The following is a 16,278-nucleotide window of genomic DNA, read 5'->3' as shown; positions in this document are numbered from 1 at the left end:
GTTCATTGCGCGACTGCCGGGATCAGCCGGTCTTGCTGCACATCCTGCGCGAAGGCGCGGGCGATGCGGCCGAGGTTCTGTTCGCGCATCTCGCCGCCCTGATCCAGTAGCCAGATGTATTTTTGAGTGATGTTGCGATAGGTGTATTGCTTCAGTCGCTTGTCACCCTGGAACACGGTGAATTCGGTTTGCGTGTCGAATTCATTCGACAGCGGCAGCAAGAACAACGTCGCGGTGCTCAGCAGAATCACCGGAAACGGCGGCAGGTGACGTTCCACATTAAGTTTGACCTGCACGTTGTACTCGTCAGCTTTACCGCTGCCGGTTTCGATAGTGCGGAACACACCGGTCTGACGCAGGTGGTTGCGCAGGCTGGAGCCGTTTTCCGGATCATCGACCATAACGTGAATCGGCTGCAGATAATCCTGACCGTCCGTAAGCGTGCGCTCGGGCAAGGTGTTGGTCGCCGCGCAACCGGTCAACAGAGCGGCGGCGGTGAGGGCGATGATTTTTTTCATGGTTTGGCGTCCACGGCAATACCCGGGATGGGGCCGGTGAAGATGTAGGGCTGAGCACTGTTCAGGTCGAGTTTCAGCGGTTGCAGCGTTGGCAATCCTGGCGCCAGACGTTGCGCAATCAGCGCATCGCGGGCGTTCTGATCACTCCAGCGGAACGCGCAGAAACCGGCGGTCAGGCAGAACGAGCGGAACTCGCCGATGTAATAGGCCTTGCCGGGTTCCAGGCGCATCGGCAGGTTGAATTTCTCCCGCGCCTCTCTCGAGGTGAAAACAGTGCCAAGCCCAGGTTGATAACGTGCGGAAAAGAACTGGAAGTCATAGAACTCGTAATCGCCAGGCTTCAGGGGAAGCACGAATACGCTCGCTGCGCCGACACCGTCCTGAACATCCTGCGGCGTGGAGTAGGCACCGGCCATTTTCCAGACGCCGGCCGCACCGTATTCGGAACCGCGTTTGCGGAAAAAGATTCGCTGGTTGTCAGCGGCTGATTGCTTGAGTGATTGCGGCCCGATTGAGCCAACGAGATAACTGGCTGGCTCGCTTGCCTTGGGTTGCAAGGGTTCGCTGACCCAGGAAGCGCTTTCGGTAATGCAGCCGCTGAGCGTCGCGGCGAGCACGAGGGCCGCTCCGAGTTTGAATAGCTGAAACATGTACATCCCTGAATCTGCTTGCGTTGATTGACTACAAACAGGAAGGTCAATCAATGCCTTCCTGGCTTGGCTTTTTATGCGGGGGGGCAGAATAAACGAGGTGATGGCACTTGGCTAGCCGCTGTAGGTGCTGCGGTACGCTGAAATCTTTTGATTTTGATCTCCAGGAGCAAACTCAGGGTTTGTGACCGACGCAGGAACCTGTGGGCGGGTTTATCGTGTTACCTCAGAAACCCAACGGGTACTGGATGACCACGTAAATCCGGTCAATATCATCCCCGGCCTGTGCTTCATTGGCGCGGTGGCTGACGTGCGACAGCTGCACCGACAGATCCTTCGCGGCGCCAGACTGCACGACATATTTCAGGTCGATATCGCGTTCCCAGTGTTTACCGCCATTGCCCTGTTGCGGTTGATAGTCGCCGCTGTCGGCGTCGAACGAGTTGTAGGCGCCGCCCTTGGGCGCGTGCGTGCCGTCGATGTGGCTGCCCCTGACGTAGCGGGTCATGAAGTTCAGACCGGGGATGCCCAAGACGCCGAAGTCGAAATCGTAGCGGGCTTGCCAGGAGCGTTCGTTGGCGCCGTTGAAGTCGGCGTATTTGATCGAGTTGGCGAGGTAGATCGAGTCGCCACCGACGAAATCGAACGGCGTGTCGCCATTGATCCGCTGCCAGCCGAGCATCACCGCATGCGGGCCGAAGCTGTATTTGCCGGAGAGGCTGAAGGCGGTGTTGTCGATCTCGCCGGCCAATGCATGGCCGGTATCGCGGGTGTGGTAGAGGTTGGCGTCGAGCAACACACCTGATTGTTTGAAATGCAGGTTGCCGTAGTACTGATGCCAGGTGTCGCTCAATTCCGAGGCGTAGACAGAGCCGCCGACCGCGCTGCTGCTGAACAGGTCGGCGCCGACGAAGCTGATGCCCCCCGCTTCGGTGTTGGCGCCGTAGCCATAGAAATCGCCCTGGCCGGAAGAGCTGTCCTGGTTCTTGAATGCAGTGAAGTGCCCGGCGACCAGATTGATGCTGTCGAACTCGGCGCTGTTGAACAAAAAGCCTGTAGCGTATTCCGGTTGCAGGCGTTTGTCGGAGGTGTCGAAGACCGGGGTTTCCACGGTCATTTCGCCGAAGGCCAAGGTAGTGCGCGAGATTTTCAACTTGAATGCACCGCCAGCGCTGGAGTAGCCGTGCTCGCTGCGACCATCGCTGTCGACCGGCAGCAGACCGGTGCCGGAGTGACCCTTGCCGCCGTCGAGTTTCAGGCCGGCGAAGGCGTGGGCGTCAATACCGAAACCGACGGCTCCATCTGTAAAACCTGATGAGAAGTTGCCTATAACCCCTTGAGCCCACTCCTGTTTGTAATTTTTACCGGAGGGCGTTGGCGAGCGGTAATCGTTGCTCAGGTAAAAGTTGCGCAGCAGTACATCGCTTTTCGCATCGGCGAAAAAACCATCGGCGCAGGCGCTAGCGCTGAGGCTGCAGAACAGTGCAAGCAGGGTGAAGCGCGAGGGGGCGCAGTTGATCATGGTCAGGGCCGGCGGCAATTGGGATGGCGCTGATGATCAACTGTGCCGAGCCAAAAGGATTGGGTCGATGTGCTCAGTTGGCGCTGGTCAGAGTCAGGCCATCGCCCGGCGCTTGAGCAGCAAGGTCAGGCCCAGTCCGGTCACGGACAGCAGTGCTGCGCTGAAGAAAATCCACGAATAACCAAGGTTCAACGCGACCGCGCCCATCAACGGCCCGGCGATCGCCAGTGCCAGGTCGAAGAATACGGCATAGGCCCCCAGACCCGAACCGCGACTCGAACTCGGTACCTGCTTGATCGCTTCAACCCCCAGCGCGGGATATACCAGCGACAATCCAAACCCCGCCAGCCCCGCGCCGATCAGCGCATATGCGGTGGAGGGCGCCAGCCACAGCATCACCAGCCCGATGGTTTCCACTGTCATGCAGGCGATGGCCGAGGCAAAGCCGCCAAACCGGGCGATTGCCGAGATAAACAGCAGCCGCGACAAAATGAAACACACGCCAAACACGCTCAGGCAATACGCCGCGCCGCTCCAGCCTCGGTTGAGGTAATAAAGGGTGATAAATGTGGTCAGCGTGCCGTAGCCGATCGAGGCCAGGGTCAGGCTGGTGCCGTACGGCGCAATCTTGCCGAAAACTGCCCAGAACGACAGACGCTCACCGCGAATCACTGGCACTGATGGCTTGTTGCGGATCAACCACAACGCACCGGCCGCCAACGCCGACAGCGCGACGCCAAGGCTGACAAAACCGTATTCAGCAACCATCACCACACCCAGCGGCGCGCCGATGGCAATCGCGCCGTAGGAGGCGATGCCGTTCCAGCCGATGGATTTCGCCGTGTGCTCGACACCGACCTGGCCCATGCACCAACTGATGGTGCCGACACCGATCAGGCCTTGGGCAATGCCAAGCAGCAAGCGCCCCGCAATCAGGATAAGCAGGCTGGTCAGCGGGAAACTTTGCAGCAAGGTCGACAGCAGCGTCAGCGCGCCACTGAGGACAATCCCCCACAAGCCATAAATGATCGCCCGCTTGGTCCCGAGCGTGTCCGACATGCGCCCGGCCATGGGCCGGCTGAGCAGGGTGGCCAGATACTGCGAGCCGATCACCAGGCCGGCAATGATCGCGCTGAAACCCAGTTGCTCATGGACGTAACCGGGCAATACCGCAATCGGCAACCCGATGCAGAGAAAGGCAATGAAGGTGTAGAAAACGATGGAGACGATCTGCAGGGTGATCGCCAGGGAGCTTTGCGGTGGCAGTGGCTGCGCAGACATGAGCACTCGTTCGCGGGCGGCGGTGGGAGAGTTGCCGACATCATGGCGCGGGGTCGGGATAAATGAAAGCAGGCTAACGATCAAAACATCGCAGCCTTCGGCAGCTGCTACAGGGATTGATTGCGTTGCCGACGGCCCCTTCGCGAGCAGGCTCGCTCCCACATTTGAAATGCGGACTCCCTGTGGGAGCGAGCCTGCTCGCGAATACCTGCGCACCGTCAATTCCCAACCGCCGAATGCAAAAAAGCCCCGTCACACGGACAGGGCTCTTAACTTGCAGCTTGCAGCTAAAAACTCGCAGCTGCCCTTAAAACACTACCCCTTGGCTACGCAGGTAGTCGTCATAAGTGCCGCTGAAGTCGGTCACGCCGTTCGGGCTCAGCTCGATGATGCGGGTGGCCAGAGACGATACGAACTCACGGTCGTGGCTGACGAAGATCAGCGTGCCCGGGTAGTTTTCCAGCGCCAGGTTCAGTGCTTCGATCGATTCCATGTCCAGGTGGTTGGTCGGTTCGTCCATGATCAGTACGTTCGGCTTTTGCAGGATCAACTTGCCGAACAGCATGCGACCTTGTTCACCACCGGAGATGACCTTGACCGACTTGAGGATCTCGTCGTTGGAGAACAGCATGCGGCCCAAGGTGCCACGAATCATCTGTTCGCCCTGGGTCCACTGACCCATCCAGTCGAACAGGGTGACGTCGTCTTCGAAGTCGTGAGCGTGGTCCTGAGCGTAGTAGCCCAGTTCAGCGGCGTCGGTCCATTTCACGCTACCGGCATCCGGGGTCAGTTCGTTGACCAGGGTGCGCAGCAGGGTGGTCTTGCCGATACCGTTCGGGCCGATGATCGCGACGCGCTCGCCGGCTTCAACCTGGAAGCTGAAGTCCTTGAACAGTGGCTTGCCATCAAAACCCTTGGCCATTTTCTCGACCATGACCGCCTGACGGTGCAGCTTCTTGTTCTGTTCGAAACGAATGAACGGGCTGACACGGCTGGAAGGCTTGACCTCGGCCAGTTGGATCTTGTCGATCGCCTTGGCGCGAGAGGTGGCCTGCTTGGCTTTCGAGGCGTTGGCCGAGAAGCGGCTGACAAACGATTGCAGCTCGGAAATCTGCGCTTTCTTCTTGGCGTTGTCCGACAGCAGTTGCTCGCGGGACTGGGTCGCCACGGTCATGTACTCGTCGTAGTTGCCCGGGAACAGACGCAGCTCGCCGTAATCCAGGTCAGCCATGTGCGTGCACACGCTGTTCAGGAAGTGACGGTCGTGGGAGATGATGATCATCAGGCTATTGCGCTGGGTCAGGATGTTTTCCAGCCAGCGGATGGTGTTGATGTCCAGGTGGTTGGTCGGTTCGTCGAGCAACAGCACTTCCGGATCGGAAAACAGTGCCTGCGCCAGCAACACGCGCAGTTTCCAGCCTGGCGAAACTTCGCTCATCGGGCCGAAATGCTGTTCCAGCGGAATGCCCAGACCCAGCAACAGTTCGCCGGCGCGGGATTCGGCGGTGTAGCCGTCCATCTCGGCGAACTCGGTTTCCAGCTCGGCGACGGCCATGCCGTCTTCTTCGGACATTTCAGCCAGCGAGTAGATGCGATCGCGCTCGGCCTTGACCTTCCACAGCTCTTCGTGACCCATGATCACGGTGTCGATCACGGTGAATTCTTCGTAGGCGAACTGATCCTGGCGCAGCTTACCCAGACGCACGTTCGGCTCGAGCATGACCTGGCCACCGGACGGATCGAGATCGCCGCCGAGGATTTTCATGAAGGTCGACTTGCCGCAACCGTTGGCACCGATCAGGCCGTAGCGATTGCCTGCGCCGAATTTGACCGAAACGTTTTCGAACAGCGGCTTGGCGCCAAACTGCATCGTGATGTTAGCTGTGGAGATCAATTACCTTACCTATCAATGGGTTAGAGCTGGTCTGTGGTGCCTGGTACAAACTTGCGTACCAATCTGGAGCTTTTCCAGCTCCCCCCAGTCTGTGCTTGAGTTGAGCCAACGCGCATAAGTCGTCCGCAACTGGGGCCGTTGAAGGCAAGCTGCTGAGCGACGAGTGCGGGGTTCTTGTTGGACATTGGCGCGCATTGTCGCATAACTCAGACGGCAGTTATATGGCAGGCAAACCGGCGTTCGCATCGGCTCGTCCGAGAAGTAATTGATATCCGCTGATCAAAATCTCGAAAACCCGAATGAACTCACTCGGCCATTTTCACTTCGGAAAGTGGAGCAGCAGCCATTTTGTTCAATCGAGTGAGGACCAAGCCATGCGAGCAATGACCTATCACGGCGCTCATGACGTGCGCGTCGAAACCGCACCGGACCCGAAACTTGAAGCCGCCGACGACATCATCCTGCGCGTCACCGCCACCGCCATCTGCGGGTCGGACCTGCACCTGTACCGAGGCAAGATACCCACCGTCGAACATGGCGATATCTTTGGCCATGAGTTCATGGGTATCGTCGAAGAAACCGGCCCAGCCGTCACGGCGGTGCAGCGCGGCGACCGCGTGGTGATTCCCTTCGTGATCGCCTGTGGCGATTGCTTCTTCTGTCAGCAAGAGCTTTACGCCGCCTGCGAGACCACCAATGAAGGCCCTGGCGCGGCGCTGAACAAGAAAATGATTCCGCCACCTGCGGCGCTGTTCGGCTACAGCCGTCTGTATGGCGGAATTCCCGGTGGCCAGGCGGAACTGGTGCGCGTACCGAAAGCCAATACCGGCCCGTTCAAGGTGCCGGGCACGCTGTCGGACGAGAAAGTGCTGTTTCTGTCTGACATCCTGCCGACTGCCTGGCAAGCCGTGATCAACGCCGGCGTCAGCCAGGGTTCGAGTCTGGCCATCTACGGCGCCGGGCCGGTCGGCTTGCTCACCGCAGCCTGCGCCAGAATGCTTGGAGCCGAGCTGATCTTCATGGTCGATCACCATCAGTACCGCCTCGATTACGCCCAGCGCACTTACGGAGTGATTCCGATCAACTTCGATGAGGACGATGACCCGGCCGACACGATCACCAGCCAGACCGCCGGCCATCGCGGCGTCGATGCGGTGATCGATGCCGTGGGCCTTGAAGCCAAGGGCAGCACCACCGAAACCGTCATGGCTACACTCAAGCTTGAAGGCAGCAGCGGCAAGGCCTTGCGCCAGTGCATCGCGGCCGTTCGGCGCGGTGGTGTGGTCAGCGTTCCGGGGGTGTATGCAGGATTTATCCATGGCTTTATGTTCGGCGACGCTTTTGACAAGGGCCTGACCTTCAAAATGGGCCAGACTCACGTACAGCGCTTTCTGCCCGAGCTGCTTGGCTACATCGAAACCGGCAAGTTGCAGCCCGAAGCGATCATCACCCACCGGCTGTCGCTGGAGCAGGCCGCCGAGGGTTACAAGATCTTCAATAAAAAGCAGGAAGAATGCCGCAAGGTCATTCTGACCCCGGGTGGCAGCGATGTTCCGCTGGCGCAACTGGATGAAACCACGCCGTTCGTACCGGCCACCTGAAACCGAGGAGTTTTCATGGCGCTACCGTCATCTTCGTTCGCTGCCCCCGTGCGCGCATGGTTCGTCAGCCTGGCGCGGACGGGCTGGGGAGGGCGGATTTTCTGGCTGACCCTGATCGTTGTAACCGTATTGCTGCTGATCAGCGGCTACACCGGCCTGGTCAGCACGGGCCGCGATACCTTGCGCCTCGCCACCCTGGGCGGACTGTCGGGTTTTACGGCCACGGCGGTCGGTGCATTGCTGGCCTTGGCATTGCGGGCGATCACTTCGCGAACCCAGGACACCATGCTCGGGTTTGCGGCGGGGATGATGCTGGCTGCCAGCTCCTTTTCACTGATCCTGCCGGGCATCGCGGCGGCGAAAGAGGCGGTGAGCAGTCCCATGCTCGCCGCTGCCGTCGTTGTGGCCGGCATGGCCTTGGGCGTGGCGTTGATGGTCGGCCTCGACCGTTTCGTCCCGCATGAACATGAAAAGAGCGGGCGGCGCGGCCCCGAGGCGAAACGCTTCAATCGGGTCTGGCTGTTCGTGCTGGCGATCACGCTGCACAACCTCCCGGAAGGCATGGCGATCGGCGTCAGCTTCGCCACCGGCGACATGAAAATCGGCCTGCCGCTGACCACTGCGATTGCCATTCAGGACATTCCTGAAGGCCTGGCTGTGGCGTTGGCGCTGCGGGTGACCGGCATTTCCGCAGTGCGTGCAGCGTTGATTGCCGCCGCTTCAGGATTGATGGAGCCGTTGGGCGCGATCATCGGTTTGGGCATCACCAACAGCTTTGCGCTGGGCTTTCCGGTGGCGATGGGGCTGGCTGCGGGCGCGATGATCTTCGTGGTGTCCCATGAAGTGATTCCGGAAACGCACCGCAATGGTCATGAAACCCCGGCCACCCTTGGGCTGATGCTCGGCTTCGGCGTGATGATGTTTCTCGATACCGCTTTAGGGTAAAACCCACATACGCCATTGAGCGCATCGCCACGCACAAAAAAGGAATTTTTTTCAGCGCCAATCACTCTTTCGTTTATAGGCAATGCCAATAACGCAGGGGAATGAGTCATGTCGCTGATCGAAATCCCGACCAGGAAGTCTTCGGGTAAAACATCCACGCCGGCGGATACCGAACGCCGGCTCTATGACCGATTGCTGGCGGAAGACTCCACGGTTGATCGCGCGGCGCTCGATTTTCTGCGCCGGCAATTGAGCAAAGCGGCGGCGCTGCCTGACGATTTGCCAGGCAGCGCCGAAGAGCTGCTGCAGTGGTCTGAGGCCCGGTGCGCCAGAGTCGCTGCCGAATACGCCGATTACCTCGAGCAGCGTCAGCAGGGCGCGCCGCGCCGCTATTTCCGTAACAAATCCCACGCGTTGTACTTCATTCTGCATGTGGCACCGACCAAGGAGGTTGATGGCGCCTGGCTGGCCGGACTGTTACCGCAGTGGCAGGACCCGCGTTTCGACGATTTGCTTGATACCTATCTGGAAGAGCTGGGCGAGGGCGTGCCACGGCAGAATCATGTGGTGATCTATCGCAAGCTGCTCGCCGAGCATGACTGCTCCGATCTGAGCGGTCTTGCCGACGAGTATTTTCTGCAAGGCGCGGTGCAGTTGGCGCTGGGACGTTTCGGCGGGCAATTTCTGCCGGAAGTCATTGGCTTCAACCTCGGCTATGAACAACTGCCGCTGCACTTGTTGATCAGTGCTTATGAGCTGGCGGAACTGGGCATCGATCCGCACTATTTCCGCCTGCACGTGACCATCGACAACGCCAGCACCGGTCACGCGCGCAAAGCCGTGCAATCAATGCTCGAGCTGATGCCGCTGGGCGAAGAGCGCGACGAGTTCTATCGGCGCATGGCGATCGGTTATCGCCTGAATGATGTCGGCAAGGGCACCACCGCAGTAATCAAAGAGTTCGATCTGGACCGCGAAGTGATCGCCATGCTTGAGCGCAAAGCAGTGTTCGGTCGGCACATGCATTCCGATTACTGCCGCATTGAAAACCGCACCATCAACCAGTGGCTGGCCACGCCGGGGCAAATGGGCGAATTCCTTTCGGCGCTGGAGCGCAAGAGTTGGATCAAACGCGGTGAAGCGGTGGAAGAAAGTCGCTTCTGGCGTCTGATCGACGGCAGCGATGCGGCGATGTTTGGTGTGTTCAACGGCTATGAAAAACAGCTGTTACGCGACTGGATCACTCAGGATTGCCCGGCGTCACGGCCTCGGCCCTACGTGCGCCGCGAAGCCGCTGTCGAGGAATCCTTCGACGATGATGCCGATCTGCTCAATCTCGAAGCGGCACTGGCTGACGAGCCTGCCGCCGAGCAAATGGCGTTGTTGATGGCCTGGCTGCAACCGCAGCGGCACTGGCGTCCGGCCGGACTTTTCGCGACGCGTCGCTTTATCCAACTGCGCGCCCGCTTGCGTTGAAACAAGGAGGCTTCATGTCGGCACAAGAAACATCGGACAGAGCGCTGTTCGAGCTGGGCAAGCGCCTGCTCGACAGCGGTTATCACTTCATTACCCCCACGCCTTTGACTCACGAACGATTTCTACAGCGCTTTGCCACGCCGCTGGCCAAGGATCTGCGTGACGTGTTCGGCTGGTCGATGCCGTTTCCTGCCGAGCTGTTCAGCGCAGACGAACTGGCCAGTCTGGAGCAGGCCGGCATCGTTGAACGCGATGGCGCGGTGTGGCGCAGTCATGTGCGCTGGTCGACGCTTAATGACCGGTTGTTCGCTCACTCGGCATTTCCAACGACGGCGAGCGATGCGGTGTTCTTCGGTCCCGACACTTATCGCTTCGCCCAGGCCATCGAAGCGCAAATGCAGCAACGCTTTTCGCCAATCAGGCGCGCAGTGGATATCGGTTGTGGCAGCGGCGCCGGGGCGGTGCTCATGGCCAAGGCGCGTCCGGATGCCGAGGTGCTGGCGGTCGACATTAATCCGCAGGCGCTGCGCATGAGTGCGGTCAACGCCGAACTGGCCGGGGCCAGCAATGTGTCGGTGTACCACAGCGATCTGCTTGCCAGTGTCGAAGGCCAATTCGACTTGATCATTGCCAATCCGCCGTACATGAACGACCAGCAACAGCGCGCTTATCGCCACGGTGGCGGGGCGCTGGGCGAGGGTTTGTCGGTGCGGATCGTGCGTGAGGCATTGCCGCGCCTGGAGGTCGGCGGCACGTTGCTGGTGTATACGGGCGTGGCAATTGTTGCCGGCCACGATCCGTTCCGCGAGGCAGTGACGCCATTGCTCAAGGGCGAGCGTTTTGGCTGGACCTATCGCGAGCTCGATCCGGATGTGTTCAGTGAGGAGCTGCTCAAGCCTGAATACGAGCGCGCTGAGCGAATCGCCGTGGTCGCACTGACGGTAACCCGCGAGCAGTGACCGATCGCTGGGCCACTGCTCGCGCGGTGGCCTTCAGCGATTTCTGATGCGCGAAATTGTCAGCAGACAAACCCCCACCAACATCGCGGCCCCCGCTACCAGCAGCGGAGAAGGGCGAATCGGCTGTCGCGAGATACGCTCGATGCGCCCTGCGATCGAAGCTCGCACAGGTGCAGCAGGTTCAGCCTGATAGGGCGCTTCTTCGATTTCCAGGCGTAAGCCGTCCGGCATCACCAGCGTCAGCCCTTCGATCGTGCCGGCAATTCTGCCCGGATAAACCGGCTCACCGGTCGGGTCGAGCTGGTCGTAGAAAAAAATTTGCCCTTCAAGCCAGCCAACGGCGGTCTGCAGTTCAGGACCCAGGTAATACTTTCCATCGAGAAAAAAGCCAGAGAATTGCGGCGCGCGTTCGACGCTTTCAATGCGATAGCGCTGACCTGGTTTCATACCGGTTTGTGGGGCAATCATGGGGGTTCCTCCGTTATTGGTAAGCGATAGAGGAGCGCGTGCGGAGCGTGGTTCCATCGAAACGAGCAACGGGCGTTGCGCCTGCTTTGGCATCGGCGCAGGCATTAGCCAAAAGCAGGCAAGACAGTTTTTCACAGTTGAGGGTTCACTATCGGTTACGAACTGTGGCTAAAATGCCACCCTTTCACCGAGCGCCCGGAAACGGCGCGGGCCAAGGACGCGCCCTGTGCATCAAGACCGCTGCATAAGACGCTGGCTCCCAGGCCGCCACGCGCGCAGTTTGTTCACTTTTGACGTGTGACCCTTTTCCGTGAAACTCATCATTGCCGCTGTTTATGTCATCTCCATTGCTTACGTTCACCTGCGTGGACGCGTGCGCCACAAGCTGGGGCGGCAATTGAGCGACCACTCGACGTTCCTCGCGCCGATCAACTGCTTCCTGTACCTGTTCTCCAGGATGCCCAACAAGCCGTACCTGAATCCGGCGGATTTCCCCGATCTGAGCCCGTTGCAGGCGCACTGGAAAGAGATTCGCGAGGAAGGCCAGAACCTGCTGCGTGCCGGCGAGATCAAGCGCTCGAATCAGTATGACGATGTCGGCTTCAACTCCTTCTTCAAGACTGGCTGGAAGCGCTTTTATCTGAAGTGGTACGGCGACAGCCATCCGTCGGCAATGAAACTGTGCCCACGCACCACCGAACTGGTGCAGAGCATCGGCTCGATCAAAGCGGCGATGTTTGCCGAGCTGCCACCGGGCTCGAAACTGGTGCGCCATCGCGATCCTTACGCCGGTTCATACCGCTATCATCTGGGGCTGGACACGCCGAATGATCCTGGTTGCTACATCAACGTCGACGGTGAGAACTATCACTGGCGCGATGGGGAAGCGGTGATGTTCGACGAGACGTTCATCCATTACGCAGAAAACACCACGGATCAGAACCGCATCATTCTGTTCTGCGACATTGAACGGCCGCTGAAATACCGCTGGGCTGCTGCGTTCAATCGCTGGTTCAGCCGCACGGTGATGTCGGCAGCGGGCGCGCCGAATGATGCCGGGGACAAAACGGGCGGGATCAACCGCTTGTTTACCAAAATCTACAAGATACGTTTGCGCGGCAAAGAGCTGAAGAAGCGCAACCGCACGCGCTATTACCTGGAAAAATGGGCGATTTTTGCCGCGTTGTTGGCGATCTTCATTCTGATCTGAAGATTGGCGGTGTCATCGCTGGCCCCTTCGCGAGCAAGCCCGCTCCCACATTTATCAGGGTGAATGCAAATATTGCATCCGACTCCGAAGTCTGTGGGAGCGGGCTTGCTCGCGAAGGCAGCTTCCTTTCAACGTACCTGTAGCTGGCCGAACGCTTACTCCCCAGACGCCTTCCTGGTTTTCTTCGCCGGTGCCGCCTTGCTGGTTGTCTTGGCCTTCGGCTTGGCTGGCGCCTTGCCACCGAGGCTGCGCTTGAGCAGCTCGGTCAAATCGATAACATCGGCAGTCTTGCGCTCTTCCTCACCAGTGGTGGTCTCGACATCCTCGATCTTGCCTTCGTGGGCCTTCTTCTCGACCAACGCCATGATCTTGTCTTCGAACTCGTCCTTGTAATCCTCCGGCGTCCATTCCGAGGTCATGTCTTCAACCAGACGTTTGGCCATGTCCAGCTCACCCTTGGCAAGCTGTGGCTTGGTCACTTCGCTGCCCAGCGCCAGTTCATCGAGGCTGCGCACTTCCTGTGGCCAGCGCAGTTTCACCAGAACCAGTGCCGACTCCAGTGGCATCAGCGCTGCCAGGTATTGGCGCGTATGCAGGACGACGCGGGCGAGCGCGACTTTGTTGGTCTTGCTCAAGGTTTCACGCAACAACGCGTAGACCTTGCCGCCACGTTTGTCCGGCGCCAGATAGTAGGGCGTGTCGATGTTCTGCAGCGGGATCTGTTCGGCGTCGACGAAAGAGAAAATGTCGATGGTCTGCGTGGAAACGGGGTGCGCCGAGCGGATTTCCTCCTCGCTGAGCACCACGTAGCGGCCCTTCTCGTAGGCCACGCCTTTGACGATGTTTTCCTTGGTGACTTCTTTGCCGGTGACCTTGTTGATGCGTTTGTAGCCCACCGGATCCATGCTGCGGCTGTCGAGCCAGTCAAAGTCCACGCCTTGGGACGACGTCGCTGAAACCAGCGCCACGGGGATGTGTACCAGTCCAAAACTGATTGCGCCTTTCCAGATTGCCCGAGCCATGACGTGTCCTCCGAGTGATGTTCAGGTGACCCGTGGCGCGGCGAGAAAGTTTCCAGTGATTGCGCGGCTTCCAGCGCTACGGTCAAGCCGTGTTACATGTTGTTTAAGGCACGAGGGTTAACAAATCCGAACCCACGGCGTAGCGTGGGCTCCAAGGCTCTAGTCCACGCACATCGAGAGGCATTCCCCATGAACCGCTTTCTGATTGGTATCGCTGTCCTGACCCTCAGTGGTGGTCTGGTGCATGCCGATGTCGTGCTGGCGCAAAGCCCCACCGGTAACAGCAATAATCCCTACAACAGCCCGATCCGCCGGGCCAACCCCAACAGCATGCAGGGCACCCAGCCCAGCGCTCCGCCTCTTCGCGGGCCGAACACCGTCCCCGTGCCACGTCAGCCGACCGTTGAAAATCGCGGCATCGGTAACGGACAGCCGATTCGCTCGGTGCCGAGCAATCCACCCACCTTCATTCCCAACCCGCCCCCACGGGGCACCGGCAGCAACCGTTGAACGGCAGAACTGAGTTCCTGCCAGCCCCTCACACGAACATAAGGAATCGTGCATGTTGCGTAAAACCCTTCTAGCCACCTGCTGCGCCGCCGCGCTGATCAGTGCCCCGGCCTTCGCCGCCGCGCCCAAAGAGCTGAAAAGCGAGCAGGGCATTCTTGAAGTCAGCACCATTGCCCAAGGCCTGGAACATCCGTGGGCGCTGGCGTTTCTGCCTGATCAGCAAGGCATGCTGGTTACCGAACGCCCAGGGCGTCTGCGGGTCGTGAGCAAGGACGGCAAGTTGTCCGAGCCGATCAGCGGCGTGCCGCAAGTCTGGGCCAAAGGGCAGGGCGGTTTGCTCGATGTGGTGCTGTCGCCGGACTTCAAGCAGGACCGCATGGTCTATCTGTCCTACGCCGAGGGTGGTGGTGAGGGTGGCAAGGCCGGCACAGCAGTAGGGCGCGGACGTCTTTCCGAAGACCTGAAGACGTTGAAGGACTTCAACGTGATCTTCCGTCAGGAACCGAAACTGTCGGTGAGCAACCATTTCGGTTCGCGCCTGGTGTTCGATCGCGATGGGTATCTGTTTATCACTCTGGGGGAAAACAACGACCGCCCGACCGCGCAGGATCTGGACAAGCTGCAAGGCAAGGTCGTACGTATTTTCCCCGATGGCAAAGTGCCGGACGATAACCCTTTCGTTGGCCAATCCGGCGTTCGCCCGGAAATCTGGTCGTATGGCCTGCGCAACCCGCAGGGCGCGGCGCTCAACCCGTGGACCGGCACGTTGTGGGAAAACGAGCATGGGCCACGTGGCGGCGATGAAGTGAACATCATCGAGCGCGGCAAGAACTACGGCTGGCCGTTGGCGACCCATGGCATCAATTACTCAATGCAGCCGATTCGGGAGGCGCAGGGTAAAACTGCCGAAGGCACCGTGGCCCCGCATCATGTCTGGGAAAAATCGCCCGGCGTTACCGGCATGGCGTTCTACGACGCCGATCGTTTCAAGCCTTGGCAGCACAATGCATTTATCGGCGCACTGGTGAGCCAGGAACTGATCCGCCTGCAGTTCGATGGCGACAAGGTCGTGCATGAAGAGCGCTTGCTGGGTGAGTTGAATAAGCGCATCCGCGATGTGCGCCAAGGGCCGGATGGCTATCTGTATGTGCTGACGGATGAAGAGAATGGCTCGTTGTACAAGCTTGGGTTGAAATGATTGCGTGCGGCGAGCGATCCGACGCCTTCGCGAGCCAGCTCGCTCCTGCATTGAAATGCAGTCTCCCTGTGGGAGCGAGCCTGCTCGCGAAAAGGCCCGCACATTTTGCGCCGACGCCGAGCAGTCCCGCATTTGGCCGAACCGCCGCCCCGTTGCCTTGTTATAGTTCGGGCCTTATTTTCCAGCCCGGTAAAGGATTTCTGCCATGACTCAATACTCCGCCTTCAGCGTCGAACTGGCTGACAACATCGCGCATGTGCAGATCAATCGACCGGAAAAGATCAACGCAATGAACGCGGCGTTCTGGAGCGAAATCGTCGAGATCTTCCAATGGATCGACGATACCGACGAAGTTCGCGTGGTAGTCCTCAGCGGTAACGGCAAGCACTTCTCTTCCGGCATCGATCTGATGATGCTCGCCGGCGTCGCCAATGAACTGGGCAAGGACGTGGGCCGCAATGCGCGCCTGTTGCGGCGCAAGATCCTCAACCTGCAGGCCTCGTTCAACGCCGTCGACAATTGCCGCAAACCGGTACTCGCCGCGATTCAGGGATACTGCCTGGGTGGGGCGATTGATCTCATTTCAGCCTGTGACATGCGCTACGCCGCCGAGGACGCGCAGTTCTCGATCAAGGAAATTGATATCGGCATGGCCGCCGACGTCGGCACATTGCAACGGTTGCCGCGAATCATCGGAGACGGCATGCTGCGTGAACTGGCTTACACCGGTCGCAACTTTGGCGCTGAGGAAGCGCGCAGCATGGGCCTGGTCAATCGGGTTTACAGCGACAAGGACACACTGCTCGAAGGCGTGTTCGACATTGCCCGTGACATCGCTGCGAAGTCGCCGATTGCCGTGACCGGTACCAAGGAAATGATCAGCTACATGCGTGACCACCGCATCGACGATGGTCTCGAATACGTTGCCACCTGGAACGCCGCCATGCTGCAATCCAACGATCTGCGCGTGGCCATGGCCGCCCACATGAGCAAACAGAAACCCGAATTTCTGGATTGAGTTAAC

15 protein-coding genes are annotated in these 16,278 nt (G+C 59.5%); 8 read left to right on the top strand and 7 right to left on the bottom strand.

The features are described from left to right. Positions 1–2: 2 nt before the first annotated feature. From AB4N53_RS07085 to AB4N53_RS07065, 5 genes are all read right to left on the bottom strand, one after another. Positions 3–518 carry a hypothetical protein gene (locus AB4N53_RS07085; RefSeq protein ID WP_460119344.1) on the bottom strand — a complete coding sequence of 172 codons (516 nt, stop codon included), beginning with the start codon at positions 516–518 and terminating at the stop codon, positions 3–5. Continuing rightward, a complete protein-coding gene (locus tag AB4N53_RS07080) occupies positions 515–1,222 on the bottom strand; it encodes a hypothetical protein (protein WP_460145108.1) in 708 nt (235 codons plus the stop codon). The genes AB4N53_RS07085 and AB4N53_RS07080 overlap by 4 nt, the downstream gene beginning before the upstream one ends. A gap of 172 nt (positions 1,223–1,394) precedes the next feature. Then, positions 1,395–2,690, bottom strand: a complete 1,296-nt coding sequence (locus AB4N53_RS07075) for an OprD family porin (protein WP_460119340.1) — start codon at positions 2,688–2,690, stop codon at positions 1,395–1,397. Between the two features lie 93 nt (positions 2,691–2,783). Beyond that, positions 2,784–3,971 carry an MFS transporter gene (locus AB4N53_RS07070; RefSeq protein ID WP_460119338.1) on the bottom strand — a complete coding sequence of 396 codons (1,188 nt, stop codon included), beginning with the start codon at positions 3,969–3,971 and terminating at the stop codon, positions 2,784–2,786. A 307-nt stretch (positions 3,972–4,278) separates the two neighbouring features. Next, positions 4,279–5,865, bottom strand: a complete 1,587-nt coding sequence (locus AB4N53_RS07065) for an ABC-F family ATPase (protein ID WP_016774693.1) — start codon at positions 5,863–5,865, stop codon at positions 4,279–4,281. Between the two features lie 374 nt (positions 5,866–6,239). On the opposite strand from AB4N53_RS07065, the gene AB4N53_RS07060 reads away from it, so the two are divergent. The 4 genes from AB4N53_RS07060 (at position 6,240) to AB4N53_RS07045 (ending at position 10,846) form a co-directional block, all read left to right on the top strand. Next, positions 6,240–7,466 carry a zinc-dependent alcohol dehydrogenase gene (locus tag AB4N53_RS07060; RefSeq protein ID WP_460119336.1) on the top strand — a complete coding sequence of 409 codons (1,227 nt, stop codon included), beginning with the start codon at positions 6,240–6,242 and terminating at the stop codon, positions 7,464–7,466. A 15-nt stretch (positions 7,467–7,481) separates the two neighbouring features. Further along, positions 7,482–8,411, top strand: coding sequence for a ZIP family metal transporter (locus tag AB4N53_RS07055; RefSeq protein WP_460119333.1), 930 nt, complete (start codon positions 7,482–7,484; stop codon positions 8,409–8,411). Positions 8,412–8,519: 108 nt separating this feature from the next. Beyond that, complete coding sequence (locus tag AB4N53_RS07050) at positions 8,520–9,887, top strand: iron-containing redox enzyme family protein (protein ID WP_460119330.1); 1,368 nt, start codon at positions 8,520–8,522, stop codon at positions 9,885–9,887. Positions 9,888–9,901: 14 nt separating this feature from the next. Then, on the top strand, positions 9,902–10,846 hold the full coding sequence (locus AB4N53_RS07045) for a methyltransferase (protein WP_460119327.1): 945 nt from the start codon (positions 9,902–9,904) through the stop codon (positions 10,844–10,846). A gap of 33 nt (positions 10,847–10,879) precedes the next feature. Here AB4N53_RS07045 and AB4N53_RS07040 read toward each other — a convergent pair whose 3' ends face one another. Continuing rightward, positions 10,880–11,314, bottom strand: a complete 435-nt coding sequence (locus AB4N53_RS07040; RefSeq protein ID WP_460125365.1) for a short chain dehydrogenase — start codon at positions 11,312–11,314, stop codon at positions 10,880–10,882. A gap of 310 nt (positions 11,315–11,624) precedes the next feature. On the opposite strand from AB4N53_RS07040, the gene lpxO reads away from it, so the two are divergent. Continuing rightward, entirely contained in the window at positions 11,625–12,524 is a 900-nt protein-coding gene (gene lpxO / locus AB4N53_RS07035) for a lipid A hydroxylase LpxO (protein WP_460119325.1), read from the top strand. Positions 12,525–12,679: 155 nt separating this feature from the next. Here the strand turns inward: lpxO and ku are convergent, their stop codons facing one another. Continuing rightward, positions 12,680–13,546 (bottom strand): non-homologous end joining protein Ku, encoded by an 867-nt coding sequence (gene ku / locus AB4N53_RS07030; protein ID WP_460119323.1) that lies wholly within the window; start codon positions 13,544–13,546, stop codon positions 12,680–12,682. A gap of 189 nt (positions 13,547–13,735) precedes the next feature. Between ku and AB4N53_RS07025 the strand changes: the two genes are divergently transcribed. From AB4N53_RS07025 to AB4N53_RS07015, 3 genes are all read left to right on the top strand, one after another. Further along, positions 13,736–14,056, top strand: coding sequence for a hypothetical protein (locus AB4N53_RS07025; protein WP_460119320.1), 321 nt, complete (start codon positions 13,736–13,738; stop codon positions 14,054–14,056). A 52-nt stretch (positions 14,057–14,108) separates the two neighbouring features. Beyond that, complete coding sequence (locus AB4N53_RS07020) at positions 14,109–15,254, top strand: PQQ-dependent sugar dehydrogenase (protein ID WP_460119318.1); 1,146 nt, start codon at positions 14,109–14,111, stop codon at positions 15,252–15,254. A 205-nt stretch (positions 15,255–15,459) separates the two neighbouring features. After that, positions 15,460–16,272 carry a crotonase/enoyl-CoA hydratase family protein gene (locus AB4N53_RS07015; RefSeq protein ID WP_460119316.1) on the top strand — a complete coding sequence of 271 codons (813 nt, stop codon included), beginning with the start codon at positions 15,460–15,462 and terminating at the stop codon, positions 16,270–16,272. Positions 16,273–16,278: the final 6 nt, after the last annotated feature.

The organism is Pseudomonas sp. H3_E04 (assembly GCF_054668915.1).
Note: the sequence above shows the minus strand (reverse complement) of the source record. Positions and strands in the feature narration are given on the sequence as shown.

Excerpts from the sequence above, each read along its gene's own strand:
- AB4N53_RS07070 (WP_460119338.1), bottom strand. The coding sequence starts at position 3,971 with ATGTCTGCGCAGCCACTGCCACCGCAAAGCTCCCTGGCGATCACCCTG.
- AB4N53_RS07025 (WP_460119320.1), top strand. The coding sequence starts at position 13,736 with ATGAACCGCTTTCTGATTGGTATCGCTGTCCTGACCCTCAGTGGTGGT.
- ku (WP_460119323.1), bottom strand. The coding sequence starts at position 13,546 with ATGGCTCGGGCAATCTGGAAAGGCGCAATCAGTTTTGGACTGGTACAC.
- AB4N53_RS07085 (WP_460119344.1), bottom strand. The coding sequence starts at position 518 with ATGAAAAAAATCATCGCCCTCACCGCCGCCGCTCTGTTGACCGGTTGC.
- AB4N53_RS07020 (WP_460119318.1), top strand. The coding sequence starts at position 14,109 with ATGTTGCGTAAAACCCTTCTAGCCACCTGCTGCGCCGCCGCGCTGATC.
- AB4N53_RS07015 (WP_460119316.1), top strand. The coding sequence starts at position 15,460 with ATGACTCAATACTCCGCCTTCAGCGTCGAACTGGCTGACAACATCGCG.
- AB4N53_RS07060 (WP_460119336.1), top strand. The coding sequence starts at position 6,240 with ATGCGAGCAATGACCTATCACGGCGCTCATGACGTGCGCGTCGAAACC.
- AB4N53_RS07045 (WP_460119327.1), top strand. The coding sequence starts at position 9,902 with ATGTCGGCACAAGAAACATCGGACAGAGCGCTGTTCGAGCTGGGCAAG.
- AB4N53_RS07055 (WP_460119333.1), top strand. The coding sequence starts at position 7,482 with ATGGCGCTACCGTCATCTTCGTTCGCTGCCCCCGTGCGCGCATGGTTC.
- AB4N53_RS07040 (WP_460125365.1), bottom strand. The coding sequence starts at position 11,314 with ATGATTGCCCCACAAACCGGTATGAAACCAGGTCAGCGCTATCGCATT.
- AB4N53_RS07075 (WP_460119340.1), bottom strand. The coding sequence starts at position 2,690 with ATGATCAACTGCGCCCCCTCGCGCTTCACCCTGCTTGCACTGTTCTGC.
- AB4N53_RS07050 (WP_460119330.1), top strand. The coding sequence starts at position 8,520 with ATGTCGCTGATCGAAATCCCGACCAGGAAGTCTTCGGGTAAAACATCC.